Raw genomic sequence first — 23661 nt, 5'->3', positions numbered from 1 at the left:
AGAGCCCTGGAACGGTCAACGTCCACCATGACGCAGTCCCTGCGTCGTGCAATACTCCGCCACGCTTCCCCCGCTGAAATTCCTGAAATCCCAGTCAATGCGTCTCCAAAAGAGGGGCCTTTGTTGCGGCTTTCCCCTGAATTCATCGGGTTTTACAGTGAATCTCTCTATCCCTGGCTTTTTATACTGCATGGCCCGCTGATCCTGAGGTTGTGGTTCCACAGGACGGCCTGCCCATAAGGCAGGCCCGGTTTCGGCAAGGCGACAGGCTTATCGGCCTGCGCCCTGGAGACTCGGTGGTCAATCCAATAACAAGACGAGGTTGTATCCCTATGCCAGTCGGCAATCCTCTGCCCCATGGCGAGACCGCTTCGGGTGGTCCGCTCAAACGTGAACTCGGCGAGCGGCATATCCGCCTGATGGCGCTTGGCGCCTGTATCGGTGTCGGGTTGTTTCTCGGTTCGGCCAAGGCCATTGAAATGGCCGGCCCGGCGATCATGCTGTCGTACATCATCGGTGGCCTGGCGATCCTGGTGATCATGCGCGCCCTCGGTGAGATGGCCGTGCATAACCCGGTGGCCGGTTCGTTCAGCCGCTACGCCCAGGACTACCTCGGCCCGCTGGCGGGTTTTCTCACCGGCTGGAACTACTGGTTCCTGTGGCTGGTGACCTGCGTGGCGGAGATCACCGCCGTGGCGGTGTACATGGGCATCTGGTTCCCCGACGTGCCCCGCTGGATCTGGGCCCTGGCCGCGCTGGTCAGCATGGGTTCGATCAACTTGATCGCGGTCAAGGCTTTCGGTGAGTTCGAGTTCTGGTTCGCCCTGATCAAGATCGTCACCATCATCGCCATGGTCATCGGCGGCGTCGGCATCATCGCCTTCGGTTTCGGCAACGACGGCGTGGCCCTGGGCATTTCCAACCTCTGGACCCACGGCGGGTTCATGCCCAACGGCATGCAGGGCGTGTTGATGTCCCTGCAAATGGTCATGTTCGCCTACCTGGGCGTGGAAATGATCGGCCTGACCGCCGGTGAGGCGAAGAACCCGCAGAAGACCATCCCCAACGCCATCGGCTCGGTGTTCTGGCGGATCCTGTTGTTCTACGTCGGCGCCTTGTTCGTGATCCTGTCGATCTATCCGTGGAACGAGATCGGCACCCAGGGCAGCCCCTTCGTGATGACCTTCGAGCGCCTGGGCATCAAGACCGCCGCCGGCATCATCAACTTCGTGGTGATCACCGCCGCGCTGTCGTCCTGCAACGGTGGCATCTTCAGCACCGGGCGCATGCTCTACAGCCTCGCGCAGAACGGCCAGGCCCCGGCCGGCTTCGCCAAGACCTCGACCAACGGCGTACCCCGCCGCGCACTGCTGCTGTCCATCGCCGCGCTGTTGCTGGGCGTGCTGCTCAACTACCTGGTGCCGGAAAAAGTCTTCGTCTGGGTGACCTCCATCGCCACCTTCGGCGCGATCTGGACCTGGGTGATGATCCTGCTGGCCCAGCTCAGGTTCCGCAAAGGCCTGAACGCGTCGGAGCGTGCCGCCTTGAAGTACCGCATGTGGCTGTACCCGGTCAGTTCGTACCTGGCGCTGGCGTTCCTGGTGTTGGTGGTGGGGTTGATGGCGTACTTCCCGGATACGCGCGTGGCGCTGTACGTAGGCCCGGCGTTCTTGGTGTTGCTGACGGTGTTGTTCTTTACCTTCAAGTTGCAGCCGACCGCTGATGGACAGGAGGCGGTGCGTTCAGCGCCATAAGTAACGGCGATGTTCAATAAAGCCCCGGTCTGATGATCGGGGCTTTCTTTTGGGGGTAGGGCTGACCGTCCGTCGAAATCAGTGCTTGACCTGTAAGTTCTGACAGTAGATCGGCTCGGTGCCATGGCATAGCTTTAAAAGCCCGCCACTCGGAATAGCAAGGCACCACGATGAAGGATTTGAATGGCGTAATGGGCGCCTTTAGTTATGTTATCGGCTGGATCGGCGATGCCCGGAACGCTCCTGGATGGACGACCCTGGCTTCATATTCATTGCTGAGTAGGGCGAACGGGTACGGCTTTTTCCGATTTAAATGGCTTCGTGGCCATCATCGTATATGAGCACCTCTCGACAAGCCTTGCAGCCCACCGTTGAAAGCCGTGAGTCTTTGATTCCCTTCGTTGTCGATCTGGACGGAACGCTCCTCAAATCCGATGTGCTTTTTGAATGCGTGATGGCTTTCGTGCGCAGCCAACCATGGAGATGCTTCAGCCTTCTGGGTTGGCTCGCTCGAGGCAAGGCCTACCTGAAGAAACAACTGGCTCAGTCAACGTATATCGATGTCAGCCTGCTGCCTTACAACCCCGATGTGTTGGCCATGATTGAGGAACAGCGCGGCCTGGGGCGCAAGATCGTGCTGGCCACAGCCAGTTATCACTCATTGGCGCGACGCATCGGCGAGCATTTGCAAATGTTCGACGACATACTCGCGACTCGGCTGGAGTGCAATCTATCAGGTCATCACAAGCGTGATTTGTTGATCGAATTGTTCGGCGAGCGAGGATTCGATTACGTCGGCAACTCACTGGATGATCTGAAAATCTGGCGTTCCGCCAGATATGCCTATGTTGTCAATGCCTCAGCTTCTGTTCTGCTCGGGATCAAAAGTCTGGACAACATTGTGCAACCGACCCGTTGCGGTGTGACGGAGTTCGGCGCTTGGCTCAGGGCGCTGCGCATTCATCAATGGATAAAGAATGCGCTGATTTTCGTGCCGTTGCTGGCTGCGCATCAGATCGCTAATCCACTGTTGCTATGGCATGGCCTGCTGGCATTTCTATGCTTCGGGTTATGTGCCTCCGGCGTCTATGTACTTAACGACTTGCTGGATCTGGAAGACGATCGCGGGCATCCAACCAAAGGCAACAGGCCCTTTGCCAGCGGACAGCTTTCAATCAAATCCGGCCTGATGGTTTGTCCTCTGCTGTTGATCGTATCCCTGGGGGGCGCCTGGTGGTGGCTACCTCCGCAATTTGTCGTGGTGTTGGCGTTCTACTATGTTTTGACCTTGGCCTATTCGCTTAAGTTAAAACGGGTCATGACGCTGGATGTGGTCACGTTGGCGTTGCTCTACACGCTGCGGATCATTGCTGGTGGCGCGGTATTCCAATTGGAACTGACGGCTTGGATGCTCGCGTTTTCCATGTTTATTTTCCTGAGCCTCGCACTGGTCAAACGCTACACCGAATTGCTTGTTGTCTCACGCAGCAGCCGTACCGAGAAAACCAGCGGTCGGGATTACTACCCTGCCGATATGGCCATGCTGTCATCGTTGGGCGCGGCCTCGGGTTATCTCGCGGTGATGGTGCTGGCGCTGTACATCCGTGACAGCGCGACTGTCGTGCTATATGACCATCCCCAGATCATCTGGCTGGCCTGCCCCTTGTTGCTGTTCTGGATCACCCGGGTCTGGCTCCTCACTCATCGTGGATTGATGAGAGACGATCCGGTGGTGTTTGCGCTCAAGGATCCCTTGAGCCTGGTTGTCGGGGCACTGTTTTTCTTGGTTTTCTGGAGTGCCACATGAGCAACTTCCGTGACGCCGGAACTTGCTTCATCAAAATGTCGGCGTGGTGGTAACGATGAGCATTCCCCTGACCTCATGGGGAAACTATCCCGCTGAGCTGCAGGCGGCCCATCCTTGTGCCTGGCGCAATGATCTCGATGATCAAATGCTGCGCGTGACCGATGAACATGGCTCGACATTACCGTTTGGCAATGGTCGCAGCTATGGTGACAGTTGCCTGGCTGAAAGCGACCACGTGTTGCACCTGCGTCCCTTGAATCGTTTCATCGAGGTCAATTGGCAAACGGGAGAAATTTGTGCCGAGGCTGGCGTAACGCTGGGGGAGGTGCTCGAGCTGTCGGTTCCTCGCGGATGGTTCCTGCAAGTCACTCCTGGAACCCGTCATGTGACACTGGGCGGGGCGGTAGCCAATGATGTCCATGGCAAGAATCACCACTGCCGTGGCACGTTTGCCCATTCGGTTCTGCGCTTTGGCCTACATCGGTCAGGGCAATCTCCAATGGTGTGTTCGCCGACGGAAAATCCCCAATGGTTTGCCGCCACCCTCGGCGGATTGGGCCTGACGGGTGTTATCAGTTGGGTCAGCATTCGCCTGCGCAGGATTCAATCCAGCCGGATCGATACGAACCGGGTGCGATTTGGTCGATTGAGCGAGTTCTTTGCCCTATCGACGGAACTCGATGCTTCTCATGAATACAGTGTGGCCTGGATCGATTGTCTGGCTGTGGGGGCTTCATTGGGGCGCGGTGTCATTACCGTTGGTGATCACAGCGAACACGGACTGCTCGAAACCCCGCTCGGCCGCGTCATGAATATACCTGTCCGGCCCCCGGTATCCCTGGTCAGCCGATTCATGGTGGGCAACTTCAACCGCTGTTATTGGCATCTGCAACCGGCGGGCCGCAAAAAACAGACGGTGGCCTACAGTCCGTTCTTTTATCCGTTGGACAGCATCGAACATTGGAACCGAATCTACGGCCGCAAGGGATTCCAACAGTTTCAGTGCGTAATACCGCAATCGGTAGCCGAGGATGCGCTGGCGCAGTTGCTCAACGTCATTGCCCGCAGCGCAATGGGCTCTTTTCTGGCGGTGCTCAAGCGTTGTGGCGATATCGCTTCTCCGGGTTTGCTGTCCTTTCCGATGCCTGGAACGTCGCTGGCGTTGGATTTTCCTCAGAACCGCGCCTTGAGTGACACATTGTTGCCGCGGCTGGACGCCATCGTTCATGAGGCCGGTGGTCGGTTATACCCAGCCAAGGATGCGCACATGAGCGCCAGGGATTTTCAGTGCGCCTACCCCGCCTGGGAGCAATTGGAGGCGATGCGTGACCCGGTGCTGATGTCTCATTTCTGGCAGCGAGTCACGCGATGAAAAAAATACTGATCGTCGGCGCTACTTCAATCATTGCCAATGCTTGCGCCCGCCTCTGGGCAAGTGATAGGAGCGAATTTTTCCTTGTCGCCAGAGGTGAGCAAAAACTGCAACAAACCTGTGCGGATCTGCGCGCACGGGGCGCCCGTGTTGCAGTGCCCTACATCATGGACGCCAGCGACACCGCCCTGTACCCAGACATGTTGAAGCAATGCCTGGAAACGCTGCACACCGTGGATATTTGCCTGATGGCCTATGGAACGTTGCCGGATCAATCCGCGTGCGAGCAGGATGTCGAGCTGACAATGGCCGAGTTCGCCAATAACGGCAGCACGGTTATCGCATTATTGACGTTGGTGGCAAACCAGATGGCTGCTCAGCGCAGCGGCACCCTGGCCGTCATCTCCTCGGTCGCGGGTGATCGAGGACGTCCCTCCAACTATGTGTACGGCTCGGCCAAGGCGGCGGTTTCCAGTTTTTGCGAAGGCTTGCGCGCGCGGTTGTTCAAGTTGGGCGTGCATGTGGTCACCATCAAGCCCGGCTTTGTCGACACGCCGATGACCCAAGGGTTGGCACTGCCGGCATTTCTGGTTGCGCAACCGGAGGCCGTCGCCCGGCGAATAGTCGCGGGCATCGAACGCAAGGTGGCGGTGCTTTATGTGCCCAGGTTCTGGTCCTGGATCATGTTTCTCATCCGTGCACTGCCCCAACCTCTGTTCAAGCGATTGAACCTATGAACCAGGCCCTGCTGTTGTCCGGTTGGCGCTATCGGCTGCTGATCGGCTCGGTGGTCTGTTCGACCTTGGCTTATCTGGGGGCCTCCCTGTGGAGCGGCTGGTCGGCTGTGGGGGATGCGATCAGTCGGGTGGGGTGGTTCGGTGTCATGCAGGTGGTCGGGTTGGTCCTGCTGGGTTACGGCTTGCGCTTCTTGCGCTGGCAGGTGTACCTGCACGCATTGCAGCATCGGCTGCCCTGGTGGCCGAGCCTGAAAATGTATCTGGCGGGATTTGCCCTGACCACTACGCCGGGCAAGGCCGGCGAAGCGCTACGCGGTGTGCTGCTCAAGCGTTGGGGGGTTCCTTACGCTGACAGTTTCGCCGCTTTGTTCAGTGAACGGCTTTCGGATCTGGTCGCCATGGTGATGCTGGCCTTGATTGGATTGAGTGGGCATCGCGAGTGGCTGGCACCTATTGTCATCTGCTTGTTGGTGCTGATCGGCAGTGTGGTGTTGATGGTTCATGAGCCATTCGTTGTCGCCATTGCGCAGCGCATCGACGCGCGGCAAGGATGGTTTTTCCGGGTGCTTCGCAGTGCTGTCGATGTGTTGCGTCAAGCTCGACGCTGCCATGCGCCGTATCGCTTGCTCGGTGCGTCGGCCTTGGGCATCGCCGCGTGGAGTCTCGAAGCGTTGGCGTTCTACTGGATCGTGCAGGTCATGGGACTTGATGTCGCGCTGGCATCCGCGGCGTTCATCTACGCCGTTTCAATGCTGGCCGGCGCCGTGAGCTTCATGCCGGGTGGGCTGGGCAGCGCGGAAGCGGTGATGGTGGCGTTTCTGGTTTCCAGCGGTGCGGCGCTGGGGAGCGCAGTTGCCGCGACGGTTTTGCTGCGTTTGGTGACGTTGTGGTTTGCAGTGGGGTTGGGAACGGTCACGCTGACTTCTATCCGGCAAAGGGAAGAACTCAATGAGCATTGATCCAGGCCGGGGACGTACTACCATTTTTTTATCGTTGATGGCAGCGATGCTCTTGGGTGCTTACTTGAGATTGCGAAATATAGCCGAGGATTCGTTGTGGCTCGATGAACTGTTCAGTGTGGCGGTGAGTCAGCCGGAAAACAGCTTTTTTAACGTCTTTGAACAGACGATGAATGATGTGCATCCACCTTTTTTCCAATGGGTGTTGTGGGTTTTTTATAAGGTTTTCGGTTTTGGGGAGATGATCGGAAGGTACCTTTCTGCCGCGTTCGGAATTATGCTGATCCCGGTGATGTACCTATTCGGGCGACAAATGTTCGATGTTCGTGTCGGTCTGTATGCAGCCTGGCTTGCGGCGATTAATTTTTACCTGATTACCTATTCTCAGGAGACACGCTCTTATGAATTGCTCGTCTTGTTGACAGTCGTTTCGTTTGTGACGTTCATCCGGGCGATGCAAACGCTGGAGGGTGTTCATGTTCTTGTTTATTCTGTGATGGCGGCAATGCTCGTCAGCACTCACTATTTTGGGTTTTTGGTTGTTTTCGCTCAAGCGCTACTGGTGTTGATTGGTATGCTTGAGTTGCCTTCGGGAAAAAGACGACTGTATCGCTTCGGTCTTGCCGGTTTCTTTATATTGCTTTGCGTGGTGCCGCAAGCTTCATATATGCGCGAAAGTGTGGGGCGAGGGGATTTTTGGGTTCCAGCACCCAATGATCGTTTTTTTGTCGATCTATTTATTTTGTATTTTGGAAGTTTACCTCTGTCCGCTTTGGTGGCGGTGTTGTTGATGGTGGCATTTGCCAGATGTTCAGGGGTGGTAAAAGATTTTCGTTGCTGTATTTTTTTGGTCTGGACTGTTGTCTGTATTGCTGTTCCTTACGTGTATTCTTTGTATGTTCGGCCTGTCCTGACTATGCGGAATTTGATCATTGTTCTTCCCGCCATACTGGTGTTTCTCGCATTTGCCTTGGGTCTTTTAAAGGAACGGTGGGTGCGAACAGGGTTGGGTGCCTTGATCTTATGTTTTTCGATGACGCCGATATTTACCAGCTTTAAACCTGTGCATACTTTCGAGAACCAATTGAAGCCGGTCAGTCAGATGCGTGATGTGGTCGTGGGGCTGATACAAAAACCCGTGCGGTGGCCGATGTACGCCAAGCAATACGTGGAGTTTGGTATGTATTTTAAGCTGTTGGGCTCGACATCGAATGTCAGGGAATATACTCAATTAATGCATGACTTGTTGTCGGGTGAACTGCCGGAGCATTTTTATTATCTCGCCACCCAAGGTATCGCTTTGCCAGATGAGAAGTTCATGAAGCGATATGGTGCTGTGCTGGTCGGAATGAAAAAAACTGGGAACACGGTGGTCCTCGAATACCGATCCCTCAACTCGTCCAGCCCTTCATCGTCGTCAACGGTGTTGGCACCGAATACCTGCTCAGCGAAACCCTGGCTCCGTCAAATGCCATGGTCAGCCAGCTGGCCTTCGAACTGGAGGCTCGGTTTTCTGCTTTACCAACTGATGGCGCTCCCCGAGCGGGCGACATGAAAGGCTTTCGCCCCTGTCCGGGCAAACCTTCAAACTGGCTTGTTGACCGCTTGGCCTTGATAGCCCTGGTGTTTCTTGCGCTGGTCGTACGTTTTCACGGAATCACTGTACCCGCTATCTGGTATGACGAGGCTTTCAGTGTGCTGCTTGCCCAGTATGATCTGGGACAGATCTGTTCCATTACGGCGCGAGATCTACATCCTCCTTTTTATTACGTCGTACTCCATTACTGGATAATTTTATTTGGCGACAGCGCCTTGGCCGTGAGGTCGCTCAGTGTGATGGCGGACGTTGGCGCGGTCTTGCTGGGTATAAAGCTGATGAGCCTGGTCGCCACGCGAAGAGCAACTTGGATAGCTGCGTTGCTACTGGCGCTGTTACCGATTTCGGTCCGCTACAGCCAGGAAGCGCGCATGTATACCCTGCTCGGATTCTGGCTGATGGGTGCAACCGTGGCATTAGTGTGCTGGGTTAAAGAACCGAGAAAGAAACGGTTCCCAGTCATTTATGTGCTGTTGATGAGCGCCGCCTTCTATACCCACTATTTCGCGTCGTTGGGTGTACTCGTTCATTGGTTTTATTGGTGGTGGGGACGTTCGGGGAACTATCAGGCCCTACTCCCTGCACGTCGCTGGATATTGGCCAACGGTGCGATCATGATGTTGTTCGTGCCGTGGCTCCCCCACTTTGTCGACCATGTGTCACAAGGACCGGTTTGGAAACCACCTGTTACAGCCCAAGGAGCGGTAAGTCTTGTTTGGCAGTTTGTTGTCATGAACGCATGGGGCGCACAATCTTTGTTGTTGCGTGCGATCCCGCTGGTGTTGGTGGTTGCATGCGCAGTGGCCTTGCTCCGGAAGGACAACGGTCCCTATCGCTTCAACGGTTTATTGATTGGTTATTTTTTTGTTCCAGCGGTCGTGCTGGCGAGTGCTGCGCTAATCGTTCCTGCCTTTGCGCCTCGCTATTTGATATTCGCGGCAGCCGGATTGCCTCTTATCGTCGCGGCTGCTCTTGATAGATTGCTGCTACGAATGGATGCGTTGGTGCTAGCCTTGGCGGTTGCATTAACGGCGGAAGTTCAGGGCCTGCAATCGGTCTATCAACAAACGGATGGCATCAATGGAACCGATGCACGTAATGACTACCGGGTTGACAGGCTGGTGGCTAAGATCAAGCAGGCGAGACGGCCAAATGAGGAAATCGTGCTTGAGTCATTGATCTGGTATTTGCCATTCATCTATTACAACGAGTCTCGCGATCGAATCAGGCTTTATGTGCGTACGCCCCTTGATGATTTCTGGAGTGGCGCTGACCGTGGCGGTTATGGCCTGATTCCTGAGAGCGATAAATGGATCTTTTTTCACGATATGCAAGAGCTTAAAAGGAAGGGAAGCGATGTCTGGTGGGTAATGCCCACCTCCGTCACTGATCTCAGGCCGCTTTTTGAAAAGGATTGGGAGCGTTCCATGACGCTCGCTGACGCAGAAATGGTTGCTTCCCGCTATACCCTCAAAGCGATAGCTGCCTCAACCGAGGCAGGCGATCAAACCACTCTTACGCCGCCGCTATTTCCTGCGCCTCAAAACTATCCGCCCGCGCCATCTGCCACATCCGCGAATAGAACTGGCCGTTGACCTCACCCGTCAGCAATTCCCCCGGCTTCAAGAACACATGCAGTTGCGAGAACAACTTGACCTCGGTGGCCGACATCCGCCGTACCAGGTGCTTGGGTTGCAGTTGCGAGGGATGGTCGAGGCCGGCGGCGGCGAGCATTTCGGCCAGGGCCTTGAGGGTGTTGCGGTGGAAGTTGTAGACCCGCTGGGCCTTGTCCGGCACGACCAGGGCGCGCTGGCGCAGGGCGTCCTGGGTGGCGACGCCGGTGGGGCATTTGTTGGTGTGGCAGCTTTGCGACTGGATGCAGCCGATGGCGAACATGAAGCCCCGGGCGGCGTTGGCCCAGTCGGCGCCGATGGCCAGCACGCTGGCGATGTCGAAGGCGCTGACGATCTTGCCGCTGGCGCCGAGTTTGATCTTGTCTCGCAGGTTCAGGCCCACCAGGGTGTTGTGCACGAACAGCAGGCCTTCGCGCAGCGGTACGCCGATGTGGTCGGTGAACTCCACTGGCGCCGCACCCGTGCCGCCTTCCTTGCCGTCCACCACGATGAAGTCGGGCAGGATGCCGGTTTCCAGCATGGCCTTGGCGATGCCCATGAACTCCCACGGGTGGCCCAGGCAGAACTTGAAGCCCACCGGTTTGCCGCCGGACAGTTCGCGCAGCCGCTGGACGAACTGCATCAACTCGATCGGCGTGGAGAACGCGCTGTGCCGTGACGGCGACACGCAGTCCTGGTCCATGAGGATGCCGCGGGTCTCGGCGATTTCCCGGGTGACCTTGTGCTTGGGCAGGATGCCGCCGTGGCCGGGCTTGGCGCCCTGGCTCATCTTGATTTCGATCATCCGCACCTGTGGGTCCTGTGCCTGGACGGCGAAGCGCTCCGGGTCGAAGCGGCCGTCGGAAGTGCGACAGCCGAAATAGCCGCTGCCCAGTTCCCAGGTCAGGTCGCCGCCGTGTTCGCGGTGGTAGGGGCTGATGCTGCCTTCGCCGGTGTCGTGGGCGAAGTTGCCGAGCTTGGCTCCCTGGTTCAGTGCCCGGATGGCGTTGGCGCTCAGGGAACCGAAGCTCATCGCCGAGATGTTGAACACCGATGCCGAATAGGGCTGGGTGCATTGCGGGCCGCCGACCGTCACGCGAAAACCGCTGGGGTCGCTCAGCGGCGCCGGGCGCATGGAGTGGCCGATGAATTCGAAGCCGGTCTGGTAGACGTCGATCAAGGTGCCGAACGGTTTGTCGGCGCTTTCGTTCTTGGCGCGCGAATACACCAGCGAGCGCTGGGCCCTCGAGAAGGGCAGGGCGTCGCTGTCGGATTCGAGCAGGTATTGGCGGATCTCCGGACGGATGCCTTCGACCAGGTAGCGGATATTGCCCAGGATCGGATAGTTGCGCCGCACCGCGTGGCGGCTTTGCAGCAGGTCGAACACCCCGAGCAGGCTCAACAGCCCCGTCAGCAGCGCGATCGGCCAGAGCCAGTCGTGGTGCAGGAAGGGCAGGCTGGCAAGGGTGAAGATCACGCAGCCGGCAAAGAAGGCGTAACGGCTCAGCAGGGACAGGCTCATGGGGGTTCCTTGGGGGTGAGCGTTGAATCAGGGCGCAGGCATTCTGCGGTGCCAGTTAAGCTGCGAGCAACCTGTGGCGAGGGGGCATCCCCGCTCGGGGGCGCAGCAGCCGCTTCCAGGGCCGCTGCGCGACCCAGCGGGGATAAATCCCCTCGCCACAAAAGCTTGTTCGGTGTCGTTGGGCGGTGCGGACCTTCACCCCGCCTGTTTCATTTGCCGCACTGGCAATTCCACGCGGAAGGTGGTGCCGACGCCCACTTCGCTGCGTACGGTGATCTCTCCGTTGTGTTTTTTCACGATGCCGTAGGACAACGACAGGCCGAGCCCGGTGCCTTGGCCGATGGGCTTGGTGGTGAAGAACGGGTCGAAGATTTTTTGCAGGGTCTGTGGCGCGATCCCCGAGCCATTGTCGGCGACTTCGATCCAGACGGTATCGCCGTCGACGCCGTTGCGCAGGGTGATGGTGCCGCGTTCCGGGCCGATGGCCTGGGCGGCGTTGACGATCAGGTTCATGATCACCTGGTTGATCTGCGACGGCAGGCACTCGACTTCCGGCAGCGGCGTGTACTCCTTGACCACGTCGGCCTTGTACTTGATTTCATTGGCGACGATGTTCAGCGTCGAATCCATGCCCTGCTGCAAATTCGCCATCTGCCATTCCTGGTTGGAGTCGACGCGGGAGAAATCCTTCAGGTCCTTGACGATCTGCCCGACGCGGCTGATGCCGTCCTTGGATTCCTTGATCAGCAGCGGGATGTCCTCCACCAGGAAGTCCAGCTCGACCTGCTCGCGCAATGTCCTCAGGTGCACCAATTGTTCCGGCGAGGCGATGGCGGCCTCGGCGTTGCCATAGGCCGAGAGCATTTCCTGGAGCTTGCTGAAATACCCGTCCAGGGCCCCCAGGTTGGAAGAAATGAAGCCGATGGGGTTGTTGATTTCATGGGCCACCCCGGCCGCCAACTGGCCCAGGGACGCGAGCTTTTCCGATTGCACCAGCTGGGTTTCGAGCAGCTTGCGCTCGTCGATTTCCATCTGCAGCAACTCGCTGGCCTGCTTGAACGCCTGGGTCCGCTGCTCCACCAGGTCTTCGAGCTTGCTCATTTTCAACTCGGCGCGGGCGGTCATCGCCCATTTGGTGGTCAGGGTGTTGGCCATCTGTTGGACTTCGATGTTGTCGAAGGGCTTCTTCAGGATCAGCAGCCGGTCGTGGCCGTTGAGGCGCTCCAGCAGTTCGTCCCAGGAGTAATCCGAATAGGCGGTGCAGACCACCACCTGCAACAGCGGGTCGCGCTTCCAGAGTTCTTCGATGGTCTTGGCGCCGTCCCAGCCCTCGGGCATGCGCATGTCGACGAAGGCCAGGGCGTAGGGGCGTTCCCGGGCCTGGGCATCGAGCAGTTTGTTCAAGCCTTCCTGGCCGCCGTAGGCCGAGTCGAGTTCGAAGACGGGGGCGACCGGTTTCGGTGCCTCGCCGAACAGGGCGCTTTCCATGTCCAGCAGGTCGGCGTTAGTGTCGTCCTCGGGGGTGAGGATCTTGCGGAAATCCTCATGGATGGCCGGCGTGTCGTCGATCAACAGGATACGGCGATTGCTCAGGGTGTTCATGGCTCACCCTCCGCGAGTTTCAACGGTACCTGCAATTGGAACGTGGCCCCTTTGCCTGGGCCATCGCTGTGGGCGGTCAGGCGGCCGTTCATTTCGATGGCCGCCAGTGCGCAACTGTGCAGGCCAAAGCCGTGGCCTTCCTTACGCGTGGTGAAGCCGTGGGCGAAGATGCGTGTCATGTTTTCCTCCGGGATGCCTTCGCCTTCATCCTTGACGCTGATTTGCAGGGTCTCGCCGTCCACCACCGCGGCCTTGAGCGTCATGTTTCGCGCATGGTTGGAAACCCCCGCCATGGCGTACTTGGCGTTGCTGATGAGATTGATCAGGATCAGCAGCAAGCGGTGCTTGTCGCCCATGATCCGCGGTACGTCGCCGTACTCCTTGATGACCGTGACGTGGTGGCGGGTCAGGGCGCCGGAGTTCATGCGCAGGGCGTCTTCGAGCAGTTCGCTGATCACCAGGGGTTCCAGCAGGCTGTTGGCCCCGGCGTAGGATTGCTGGGTCGAGACGATGTCCTTGATGTGGTCCACGCTCTTGCTCAACTGCGCCAGCTCGTCGGTCAGGCCCTGTTGCTCGGTCGCGATGGCCTCGACCAACTGGTTCAGATAGCCAGGCAGCAGCTTGCCTTTCTCGTCCTCGGTGAGGAAATGCCCGAGGTCGTGGGGGTGTTCGTTGATCAGCTGCATCGCCTTGCCCAACCCCAATGCCTTGCTGTTGCGCAGTTTGCGGCTGACCAGGTCGGCGGAGATGTTCACGCTGTTGAGGACGTTGCCAACGTTGTGCAACACGTTGGTGGCGATTTCCGCCATGCCGGCCTGGCGGGCGGTGTCCATCAGTTCGCTCTGGGTGTCCTTGAGCTGGCGGGTGCGTTCCTCCACCCGTTGCTCCAGTTCGTCGTTGGCGGTTTGCAGGGCGTTGTTGACCCGTTTGATCTCGGCGAAGCTGCGCACCAGCCGGATCGCCAGCCAGATCAGGATCAACACCAGGAACATCGCGAACACCATCAGGTAGATATGGTTGCGCTGATGGAGGGCGGCGGCGGTTTCCTGGTCCTTGTCCAGCAGGCTGGTGATGGTGTCCAGCCGGTCGGACACCGGCACGGCTTCGATGCCCTCCAGCAATTCGTTGACCTGGGGTTGTTCGCGCAGGACCAGCGCGATGTGCCGGCTCATGGTGGTCACGGCCTTCTGGAAGCCCTCGGGCAGGCGCTCCTTGTTGACGTCCAGGCGATTCAGGCCGAGCAGCACCTCGGCGGCGGTGTCCGGGGTGGTGAGCTGGGCGAACTCCATGCTGCTGAGCAGCAGGTCGTAGGTGTCGATGGCCACGTTTTGCAACTGCAATCTTTGCTCATCGCTCAGCCGGGCGAACTGGCCCTGGATATCGTCCTCGGCCATCGGCAGGAAAGCCAGGGAGTTGCGCAGGATCGCGTGGTGCGACTTGAATTTTTCCACCAGGCGGGTCTTTTCCTTCACCGCCTTGAGGTACTCGTCGCGCTGGGTTTCCCACAGCGTCGGGGCGTGGCGGCCCGAGGCCGACTCAATGGCATCCAGGCGCTGCCAGAGCCGCGTGATTTCGTGCAGCGGCGAGACCAGGGGGTCGTAGTTGTGGGTCAGGGCGATCCGGGTCTTGAGCACTTCGTTGTCCCAGATGGCGTCCTGCTGTTTCAACTGCCGCACCAGGTCCCGGGACTCGATGTACGAAGCGGCCTGTTGCGCACCCGACTGGATATACATGAACAACAGCACCGAAACGAGCAGCAGGCCGATGAAGGCCAGCCCCAGTCGACGGAGGGCTTTCATAGGGGCTTGCCCTCCCATTCGCCGGTCAGGGTCTTGAGGAACTCGACGATCAACTCGGTATCCTTGCCGGTGGGCTCACGGCCCAGCTGGTACTTGAACATCACTTCCACCGCCTGCTCCAGCGTCTGTGCCGAGCCCTTGTGGAAATACGGTGCGGTGATGGCGACGTTGCGCAGGCTGGGCACCTTGAACACCTGGCGGTCACCTTCATCGCCGGTGACGTTGAAGCGTCCTTCATCGGCCTGGGTGATGTTGCCTCGATCCGCGATGTAGTCACCCATGACGCCGAATTTCTGGAACATGTTGCCGCCGATGTTCACGCCCTGGTGGCAGGCGATGCAGCCATATTCCTTGAACCGCTCGTAGCCGAATTTTTCCCGGGGCGTGAGGATGTCGGTGTTGCCCAGCAGGTACTGGTCGAAGCGTGAGTTGGGGGGCAGCAGGGTGCGTTCGAAATCGGCCAGGGCCCCCTGGATATTCGGCTTGGTCACGCCGTCGGGGTAGGCCGCGGCGAAATCCCTGGCGTAGCCCGGGTCGTCGGCGATGCGCTTGACCACGGTTTCCCAGGTGCTGCCCATTTCCGTGGGGCTGGTCACCACGATGTGCACCTGTTCTTCCAGGGTGTCGGCGCGGCCGTCCCAGAACTGGTGGAAATTCAGGCTGGCGTTGAACACCGTGGGCGTGTTGACTTCCACCGGCTTGCCGTCGAAGCCCAGGGACAGCGCCTTGTCGTCGGCGCCGCCCTTGTCCAGGCGATGGCAACTGGCACAGGACAAGGCGTTGTTCACCGACAGCCGTGGGTCGTGGAACAGCCGCTGGCCCAGTTGGACCCGCTTGGGGTCCAGCGTGGGCACGGGGGGCAGTGGCTTGAGGGGTTCGTCCAGGGGTTCGGCGTGGGCGGCCACGCTGAGCCCCATGAACAGGCCGAGAGCCAACAAGAGTCCGGGTGACGCCATCGAAGACTTCCTTGAACGTGGGTTGATGGAGCAGGCTGTTTCAGGAAAACGGGTTAGGGCGCTGTTCCCATTCGGCCATCCATTGGACGAAGGCTTGCGGTTCCACGGGCTTGCTGAAGAAGTAACCCTGGGCTTCTTCGCACTGGTGGGCCCTGAGGAAATCCAGCTGCTCCAGGGTTTCCACGCCTTCGGCAATGATGTGCAGGTTCAGGCCCTTGCCCAGGCTGATGATGGTGCTCACCAGCTTGGCGTCATTGCTGTCGATGCTCAGGTCGCCCACGAACGACTGGTCGATCTTCAACACGTCCACTGGAAACTTCTGCAGGTAGCTCAGGCTCGAGTACCCGGTGCCGAAATCATCGATGGCCAGCCGGACGCCCAGTTGCTTGATGCTCCTGAGGGTCGCGACGGTGGTGTCGATGTTCTGCATCAGCACGCTTTCGGTGATCTCCAGTTCCAACTGTGTCGGGTCCAGGCCGGTTTCCTTGAGGGTGCGGGCGATGCCGTCGACGAAACCGCGTTGGCGAAAGTCGATGGCCGAGACGTTCACCGACAGGTACAGCGGCCGCATGCCCTGGTCTTGCCAGGTGCGCGCCTGCTGGCAGGCCTCCTGGAGCACCCATTGGCTCAGGGGCACGATCAGGCCGCTGTCCTCGGCCACCGGGATGAAGTCCGAGGGGTAGACGAGGCCATGGTCCGGGCGATTCCAGCGCACCAGCGCCTCGACGCCGACCACCTTGCCGCTCGTCAGATCGAGCTTGGGCTGGTAGTGCAGCACGAATTCCTTGCGTTGCAGGGCCAGCCGCAGGCCGGACTCGATGGTCTGCTGCTGGCGGGCCCGGCGATTCATGTCCTCGGTGAAGAACCGGTAGTCGTTGGGGCCGGCTTCCTTGACGTTGCGCATCGCCGTCTCGGCTTTCTTGATCAGCGCCACCGCGTCGAAACCGTCGGTCGGGTACACGCTCACGCCCAGGCTCGCGGTGACGGTCAAGTCATGGCCGTCGATCGGCTGGGGGGTGCTGACCGCCGCCAGCAGTTTTTCCGCCACACCCTTGGTCTGCTGCGAGTCGCTGATGTCCCCCAGCACGACCACGAATTCATCGGAGCCGTAGCGAAACACCGAGTCGGACTCGCGCACCACGGTGGACAGCGCCCGGGCCACGCGCTTGAGCATTTCATCGCCCACCGGATGCCCCAGGGCGTTGTTGACGCGCTTGAACCGGTCCAGGCCGAGGAACATCACCGCCAGTTGCCGGTCATGCCGGCGGCACTGGGCCATGGCCTGGGTCAGGCGGTCGCCGAGCAACATGCTGTTGGGCAGTTCGGTGAGCACGTCGTATTGCAGCAGGTGGGAGACCTTGAGCAACTCCTGGACCCGTTCCTCGATCGTGCGTTCCAGGCTGCGCATCTTGCGCGCCGCATCCTGGGCCAGTTGCCATTTCCAGGTCATGGCGCTGGCCATCTGGCGAATTTCCAGGGTGTCGAAGGGTTTCTTCAGGATCAACAACTGATCGTCGAACTCGATCCGCTCGGCCATGCTTTCCCAGGAATAATCCGAGAACGCCGTGCACAGGGCGATCTGCAGCCGCGGGTCGGCTTCCCACAGCCGCTCGATGGTCTGCAGGCCGTCCCAGCCCGGCGGCATGCGCATGTCGGCGAACACCAGGGCATAGGGCTGGCCTTCGGCCTGGGCGCGCTTGACCAGTTCCAGCGCTTCTTCGCCCTGGTACGCGGAATCGATCTGGAACTGCGGACGGGTGACCTGGGGCGTGCCGAACAGCAGGCTCTCGGTGTCGTCCAGCGAGTCATCACCGCTGCTGCCGGCGCTGAGGATCTTGCGGAAGTCCTGGTGGATGGCCGGTGTGTCGTCCACCACCAGGATTCGCCTGTTCGCCGGTACCGACAAAGGGTTCATGGGGTGCTCTCCGATAGCTGGCTCGGGGGGCGGGTCCAGTGGTCGGTCGCCGGGACGATGCTGCCGGCCTTGAGCAGCTCGGCGGCCTGGTGGCTGTCCACGACCGTGCTGAAGTAGTGCCCCTGGGCTTGCATCGTCCCACCGCTGGACATCAGCGTGGTGCGTTGCTCCTGGGTCTCGACGCCTTCGGCGATGATCCCGATGCCCACGTCCCGGGCGAAGTTGAGGATGGCCCGCAGGGTCGTGGCGTTGCCGGGGTCGGCATGGGCGCTGTCGAGGAACCGTTGGGCGAGCTTGAGGTGGTTGACCCGGTAGGTCTTGAGGTAGTCGAACGAGGAATACTCGGTGCCGAATTCATCGATCGCGATCTGCACGCCCAGTTCGCACAGGCGCGGCAGCACATCGTTGTGGGTCCACTTGGTCTGGGCCAGGGTGGCTTCGGTGACGTCGAAGCGCAGGTCCCAGGGGGCCAGTTCCCAGCGGGCGGTGGTGCGCAGCACGTCGTAGATCAGTTCCGGGCCGGTCTTGAGCTGGGTCAGGGACAGGTCGAGGGCGATCACCGGCGGCGCCATGTTCTGGTCGCGCCACTGGCGCATCTGCTGGCAGGCCTGGTCCAGCACCCAGTGGCCCAGGCCGATGATGATCCCGGTCTTTTCGGCGGCCGGCATGAACGCCGCCGGCTCCAGCCAGCCGCGTTCGGGGTGGTTCCAGCGGACCTGCACGCCCATGCCGAGGATCCGCCCGGTGCCGAGGTCGACTTCCGGCAGGTAATGCAGGTGCAGCTCGTTGTTTTCGATGGCCTGGCGCAGGTCATTGGCCAGGGCGACCCGGTCGGTGACCTCCTGGTTGATCTCCTCGTTATGGAAGTGGTACTGGTTGCGACCCTTTTCCTTGGAGCGGTACAGGGCCATGTCGGACTGCGCCATGAGGCTGTCGGCACTCTGGCTTTGCGGCGTGTACAGGGCGATGCCGATGCTCACCGAGATCCGCACGTCGTTACCGTCCAGGGCGTAGGGCACCACCAGGGCGTCGCGGATCTTCGCCGCCAGCGCGGCGCAGTGGGTGGCCTCGTGGACGTCCAGTTGCAGGATGGCGAACTCGTCGCCGCCCAGGCGCGCCACCACGTCGTTTTCCCGGGTGCAGGCCTTGATGCGGGCGGCGACTTCCTGCAGGAGCAGGTCGCCGATGGGGTGGCCCAGGGTGTCGTTGATCCGCTTGAAGTGGTCCAGGTCCAGGTAGAACATCGCGAACGCCGGCGCCCCCCGGCGCGCAGCGGCGAAGGCCTGGTGCAGCCGTTCGATCATGGTGGCGCGGTTGGCCAGCCCGGTCAGGCCGTCGGTGCGGGCGAGCAGGGCGATCTTCTCCTCGGCCAGCTTGCGTTCGGTGATGTCGAGGATGATGCCTTCCACCTCCAGCAACAGGCCTTGCTCGTTGCGCACCGGGATGTAGCGGTTCTCCACCCAGCGGTAGCCACCGTCGCCGGTGCGCATGCGAAATTCGATGGAGGCGCCAGCAGTGTCCCGGTCCAGGACGCGGACCATGGCGTCGCCGATCTTGGACTGGTCATCGGGATGGATGAGCATTTGCGCCCAGTCCGGCGAGCCGACCAGTTGCGCCGCGACATGGCCGAACTTGGTGATGTTGTGGGAGATGTACATCAACGGGAACGGTGGCTCGCCGCGCAGGCGATAGAGGATGGTCGGGCTGTTCTGCACGATGATGTTGGCGTCGGCCAGTTCCCGGGTGCGCGCCTCGACCGCCTGTTCGAGCATGTCCATCTTCAGCGCGGCGTCTTCGGTCATCTGCCATTTGACCGTCAGCGTGCTGGCCATCTGGCGGATCTCGATGGCGTCGAAGGGTTTCTTCAGGATCAGCAGGCGATCGCCCAGCTCCAGGCGCTCGGCGATGTCTTCCCAGGAATAATCCGAATAGGCGGTGCACAGCGCCACTTGCAGCTTGGGGTCGGCGCGCCACAACCGCTCGATGGTTTCCAGGCCGTCCCAGCCAGGCGGCATGCGCATGTCGATGAAGGCCATGGCATACGGCTGCCCCTGGGCCAGTGCGGCTTCGACCTTGTTCAGGGCTTCCATGCCCTGGAAAGCCGAGTCGAGCACGAAGCTCTGGCTGGCGATCGCCACCGGCGCGCCGAACAGGGCTTCTTCGGCACTGCTCAGGTTGTCGTCGGATGCGGCATGGGGGCTGAGGATCTTGCGAAAATCCTCGTGGATCGTCGGCGTGTCATCGACGATCAGGATCCGCCGGTTGGCTCTTTCCGACGGCAGGTTCATGGCCGTGCACCGTGGAGAGGCTGACGATAGAACCGTGGACCCATCTGATATCCCTTTCGCTGGCATGAGTATTCTGGCCTGTACATGGCCCTTCATGGGGTACAGCATAGTCGGCCGATCGGGATGCGTGCGGCCAGTGATGGCAAATCGTGCCTAAATGTTCGCAATCTACTAGCCTGTCTTTTGGGGGTACGGTAGAACGGTTGTCGTGAATCAGGAGGGGGTAGCAATGGAAGATCAATCGCCGGACGTTCCGGTAAAGAAGCCGACGGTGCTGTTGGTCGATGATGAAGAGTCGATACTCAACAGCCTGCGCCGGTTGTTGCGCAGCCAGCCCTACGAGATCCTGCTGGCCGACAGCGGTGCCAAGGCCTTGGAAATCCTCAAGGAGCGGCCGGTCGACCTGGTGATGACCGACGCGCGCATGCCCAACATGGATGGCGCCACGCTGTTGGCGCAGATCCGCCAGTTGTACCCGTCGACCTTGCGCATCCTGCTCACCGGCTACGCCGACGTGGACATGATGACCAAGGCCATCAACGAGGGCGGCTTGTACCGCTACCTCAGCAAGCCGTGGAACGACGAGGAAGTGGTGCAGGCCCTGCGCCAGGCCCTGGCCCACCAGCATTCCGAAAACGAGCGCCAGCGCCTCGAAGCGCTGACTCGCGAGCAGAACCAGCAACTCAAGACACTCAACGCCACCCTGGAAAAACGCGTGGCGTCGCGCACCTCCGAGTTGCAGCAGACCGCCGACATGCTCGACCTGGCCTACGACGAGCTCAAGCGCAGCTATGTGACCAGCACCGAAGTGTTTTCGCTGATCGCCAACCTGCGCCTGCCCAAGGCCAAGCAGACCAACCGGCAGATCATCGAGTTGATCAGGGTCTACAGCCGCCTGCATTTCCTCGACGAGTCCACCGATCGCGACCTGACCATGGCCGCGGCGCTCTACAACATCGGCAAGCTGAGCTGGACCGACAACATGATGGTCACGCCGGCCGACATGCTGCACCACACGGAACTGGAGCTGTACCGCGCCTACCCGAAGCAGAGCGAATCGCTGCTGATGACCCTGGACCCGATGAAGGACGCGGCGCGGATCATCCGCCATCACCAGGAGCGCTGGGACGGCAGCGGTTTCCCCGAACACCTCAAGGGCGAGGCGATTCCGTTCGGTTCGCGGCTGTTGAAACTGGCGGTGGACTTCATCGAACTGCAGCGCGGCTTGATCCTCGAACGGCAGATGAACAGCGACGAGGCCCTGGTCTACATCCGCAAGTACGCCGGCAAGCTGTATGACCCGGACATGATCGAGGACTTCATCAAGGCCTGCGGCGAATACCTGGACGACGTGACCTTGTCGGACCCTTCGGTGAAGGTCATGACCACCCGGGAGCTGGGCGCCGGGATGGTCCTGGCGCGCAACCTCAACGCCGACAACGGCATGCTGCTGCTCAACGCCGGCAAGGTCTTGAGCGGCCCGCTGGTGGAAAAGCTCATCGCCTTCGAAGCCATGGAAGGCGCCCGCTACAGCGTGTTCGTGAAGGTGCCCGAAGAAGATCCGTCGGCACCGAGGCCGATATTGGGCTGACAAAATCCTGGTAGACGACACAGTTCCCTGTGGGAGCGGGCTTGCTCGCGAAGGCGGTGAATCAGTCACAACCGATGTTGCTGGCCACACCGCCTTCGCGAGCAAGCCCGCTCCCACAGGAACCGTGCGTGTCCTGAAGCTGCTGCCATGCTTTGCTCCCGTTGCTACGCGCTGTAATCTCCCCGCCATTTTCCCCGCCAAGGCGTTATCACTCATGACCACCTCCCTCATCCGCATCGCCGCCGCCCTGTTGATCGGGCCTGACGGTCGAACCCTGCTGGTGCGCAAGCGCGGCACCCGGGCCTTCATGCAGCCGGGGGGCAAGATCGAGCCCCATGAGCAACCGGTCCAGGCCCTGGCCCGGGAGCTGCAGGAAGAACTGGGCCTGGTGATCGATCCCGCCCAGGCCCGTCACCTGGGCATGTTCAGCGCACCGGCCGCCAACGAACCGGGTTTTACCGTCCAGGCCGAGGTGTTCCTGCTGGGCATCGATGCCGCCGTTTCACCAGCGGCCGAAATCGAAGAAGTGCGCTGGATCGATCCGGCCGGCGAGGGCGACCTGCCGCTGGCGCCGTTGACAGGCGAGGTCATCCTGCCGTTTTATCGAGCCTCGCGAACCGTGGCTTGCTGATCCAGGACTGTTGAAAAGTCTTGAGACGAAGGTCAGGCAAGGCGAAAACAGCCGAGGAAACGGAGTTCACGGGTTGTAAATGAGCATTCCGAGGCTGTTTCAACGCAGCATCACCGAGTATCAAGGTTTCTCATACAGAGCCTAGGAACAACGCCCATGATCCCACTGCCAGACCTGCTGATTTTCGCCGCCGCCGCCCTGCTGATGGTGCTCACCCCCGGCCCGAACATGATCTACCTGATTTCCCGCTCGATCTGCCAGGGTCGCAAGGCCGGCGTCACGTCCTTGCTGGGCGTGGTGGCGGGTTTCTTCGTGCACATGTTCGCGGCGGCCGCAGGGCTGACGGCGGTGTTCCTGGCGGTGCCCATGGCCTATGAAGTCCTGAAGTGGGCCGGTGCGCTGTACCTGCTGTGGCTGGCCTGGCAGGCCGTGAAGCCGGGCGCCCGCTCACCGTTCGAGGCCCGGCAGTTGCCGGCGGACTCGACGCGCAGATTGATCACCATGGGTTTTCTCACCAGCGCCCTGAACCCGAAGATCGCGGTGTTCTACCTGTCGGTGTTCCCGCAGTTCATCAGCCCGGAGCATGGCTCGCTGTTCACCCAGAGCCTCATCCTCGGACTGACCCAGATCAGCGTCAGTTTCAGCGTCAACCTGCTGATCGCGCTGTTCGCTGCCGGGATAGCCGGCTGGTTCGCCCACAACCCGACCTGGCTGGCCGTGCAGCGTTATTTCATGGGCTTCGTGCTCGGCACGTTGGCGCTGCGCCTGATGATCGAGCAACGGCGTGCGGCATGAGCATCAGGCGGCTGCGGGCCGGCGATGCCCCGGCGTATCGCGAACTGATGCTCCAGGCCTATGCGTTGCACCCGCAGGCGTTCACGTCCAGCGCCGGTGAGCGCGCGGCGCTGCCGATCAATTGGTGGGAATCACGGCTGACCAGTCGATTGGACGTGGTGCTGGGGGCGTTCAACGAGGGCCAACTGGCCGGGATCGTCGGCCTGGCCCTGGAGCCCCGGGCCAAGGCCCGGCACAAGGCGACCCTGTTCGGCATGTACGTCAGCGCCGCCCATTGCCGCCAGGGGCTGGGCCATCAACTGCTGCAAGCCGCCCTCGACGAAGCCCGCCGCCACCCCTTCCTGCGCCTGGTGCAACTGACCGTCACCGCCGGCAACGACCCGGCGATCAAGCTCTACCAGCGTTGCGGCTTCGTGCTGTATGGCCTGGAACCCATGGCGATCCAGGTAGACGACGAATACTTCGACAAGATCCACATGTGGCTCGAACTGTAGAACACCGCGGTCGATGCAAGCTGACACACCGCCATCGCGAGCAGGCTCGCTCCCACCGGGATCGGGGTTGTGAACATTAATCGATGTCGCCCAACGAATCCTTGTGGGAGCCAACTGTCTTTCACCCCCACCCGACCCGCGGTCGTCTTTTGGGTGCTATTGCGGGCTCAAATGGCCCCCTCCGGGGCCTCAAGCGGTTTGATCCCGCCACGGCGTGCCGTCGCGCACC

17 protein-coding genes are annotated in these 23661 nt (G+C 60.4%); 11 read left to right on the top strand and 6 right to left on the bottom strand.

The features are described from left to right. Positions 1-332 precede the first annotated feature (332 nt). The 7 genes from Q6A48_RS22060 to Q6A48_RS22030 all read left to right on the top strand — a co-directional run bounded on the left by Q6A48_RS22060 (position 333) and on the right by Q6A48_RS22030 (position 9821). A complete protein-coding gene (locus tag Q6A48_RS22060) occupies positions 333-1754 on the top strand; it encodes an amino acid permease (protein WP_304556343.1) in 1422 nt (473 codons plus the stop codon). Positions 1755-2091: 337 nt separating this feature from the next. Further along, positions 2092-3561, top strand: a complete 1470-nt coding sequence (locus tag Q6A48_RS22055) for a UbiA family prenyltransferase (protein ID WP_304556342.1) — start codon at positions 2092-2094, stop codon at positions 3559-3561. 55 nt (positions 3562-3616) lie between these two features. Further along, entirely contained in the window at positions 3617-4933 is a 1317-nt protein-coding gene (locus Q6A48_RS22050; RefSeq protein ID WP_304556341.1) for an FAD-binding oxidoreductase, read from the top strand. Next, positions 4930-5670 carry an SDR family oxidoreductase gene (locus Q6A48_RS22045; protein WP_304556340.1) on the top strand — a complete coding sequence of 247 codons (741 nt, stop codon included), beginning with the start codon at positions 4930-4932 and terminating at the stop codon, positions 5668-5670. Before Q6A48_RS22050 ends, Q6A48_RS22045 begins: the two co-directional genes overlap by 4 nt. Beyond that, positions 5667-6629 carry a lysylphosphatidylglycerol synthase transmembrane domain-containing protein gene (locus Q6A48_RS22040; protein WP_304556339.1) on the top strand — a complete coding sequence of 321 codons (963 nt, stop codon included), beginning with the start codon at positions 5667-5669 and terminating at the stop codon, positions 6627-6629. Before Q6A48_RS22045 ends, Q6A48_RS22040 begins: the two co-directional genes overlap by 4 nt. Then, the gene (locus Q6A48_RS22035; protein ID WP_304556338.1) at positions 6619-8184 is read left to right on the top strand and encodes a glycosyltransferase family 39 protein; all 1566 of its coding nucleotides are present in this window, start codon (positions 6619-6621) and stop codon (positions 8182-8184) included. Before Q6A48_RS22040 ends, Q6A48_RS22035 begins: the two co-directional genes overlap by 11 nt. Next, positions 8181-9821 carry a glycosyltransferase family 39 protein gene (locus Q6A48_RS22030; protein WP_304556337.1) on the top strand — a complete coding sequence of 547 codons (1641 nt, stop codon included), beginning with the start codon at positions 8181-8183 and terminating at the stop codon, positions 9819-9821. The genes Q6A48_RS22035 and Q6A48_RS22030 overlap by 4 nt, the downstream gene beginning before the upstream one ends. Here the strand turns inward: Q6A48_RS22030 and Q6A48_RS22025 are convergent. From Q6A48_RS22025 to Q6A48_RS22000, 6 genes are all read right to left on the bottom strand, one after another. After that, positions 9742-11361 carry an FMN-binding glutamate synthase family protein gene (locus tag Q6A48_RS22025; protein WP_304556336.1) on the bottom strand — a complete coding sequence of 540 codons (1620 nt, stop codon included), beginning with the start codon at positions 11359-11361 and terminating at the stop codon, positions 9742-9744. The genes Q6A48_RS22030 and Q6A48_RS22025 overlap by 80 nt on opposite strands. 195 nt (positions 11362-11556) lie before the next feature. Then, a complete protein-coding gene (locus Q6A48_RS22020) occupies positions 11557-12963 on the bottom strand; it encodes an ATP-binding protein (RefSeq protein ID WP_304556335.1) in 1407 nt (468 codons plus the stop codon). After that, positions 12960-14762, bottom strand: coding sequence for a DAHL domain-containing sensor histidine kinase (locus Q6A48_RS22015; protein WP_304556334.1), 1803 nt, complete (start codon positions 14760-14762; stop codon positions 12960-12962). The genes Q6A48_RS22020 and Q6A48_RS22015 overlap by 4 nt, the downstream gene beginning before the upstream one ends. Beyond that, positions 14759-15718, bottom strand: coding sequence for a cytochrome-c peroxidase (locus tag Q6A48_RS22010; RefSeq protein ID WP_304556333.1), 960 nt, complete (start codon positions 15716-15718; stop codon positions 14759-14761). Before Q6A48_RS22010 ends, Q6A48_RS22015 begins: the two co-directional genes overlap by 4 nt. Positions 15719-15758: 40 nt before the next feature. Further along, positions 15759-17633, bottom strand: a complete 1875-nt coding sequence (locus Q6A48_RS22005) for a putative bifunctional diguanylate cyclase/phosphodiesterase (protein ID WP_304556332.1) — start codon at positions 17631-17633, stop codon at positions 15759-15761. Further along, positions 17630-19921, bottom strand: coding sequence for a GGDEF/EAL domain-containing response regulator (locus tag Q6A48_RS22000; protein ID WP_304556331.1), 2292 nt, complete (start codon positions 19919-19921; stop codon positions 17630-17632). The genes Q6A48_RS22005 and Q6A48_RS22000 overlap by 4 nt, the downstream gene beginning before the upstream one ends. 229 nt (positions 19922-20150) lie before the next feature. Here Q6A48_RS22000 and nosR point away from each other — a divergent pair, with 229 nt between their 5' ends. From nosR to Q6A48_RS21980, 4 genes are all read left to right on the top strand, one after another. Next, positions 20151-21512, top strand: coding sequence for a response regulator c-di-GMP phosphodiesterase, NosR family (gene nosR, locus Q6A48_RS21995; RefSeq protein ID WP_304556330.1), 1362 nt, complete (start codon positions 20151-20153; stop codon positions 21510-21512). A 214-nt stretch (positions 21513-21726) separates the two neighbouring features. Beyond that, positions 21727-22143 (top strand): NUDIX hydrolase, encoded by a 417-nt coding sequence (locus Q6A48_RS21990; RefSeq protein ID WP_304556329.1) that lies wholly within the window; start codon positions 21727-21729, stop codon positions 22141-22143. 156 nt (positions 22144-22299) lie between these two features. Further along, positions 22300-22938: a LysE family translocator gene (locus Q6A48_RS21985; RefSeq protein ID WP_304556327.1), complete on the top strand. Its 639-nt coding sequence runs from the start codon at positions 22300-22302 to the stop codon at positions 22936-22938. Further along, complete coding sequence (locus Q6A48_RS21980) at positions 22935-23432, top strand: GNAT family N-acetyltransferase (protein ID WP_304556326.1); 498 nt, start codon at positions 22935-22937, stop codon at positions 23430-23432. The genes Q6A48_RS21985 and Q6A48_RS21980 overlap by 4 nt, the downstream gene beginning before the upstream one ends. Positions 23433-23661 lie beyond the last annotated feature (229 nt).

This window comes from Pseudomonas citrullilanati (genome assembly GCF_030580855.1).
Lineage (GTDB): Bacteria > Pseudomonadota > Gammaproteobacteria > Pseudomonadales > Pseudomonadaceae > Aquipseudomonas > Aquipseudomonas citrulli.
Note: the sequence above shows the minus strand (reverse complement) of the source record. Positions and strands in the feature narration are given on the sequence as shown.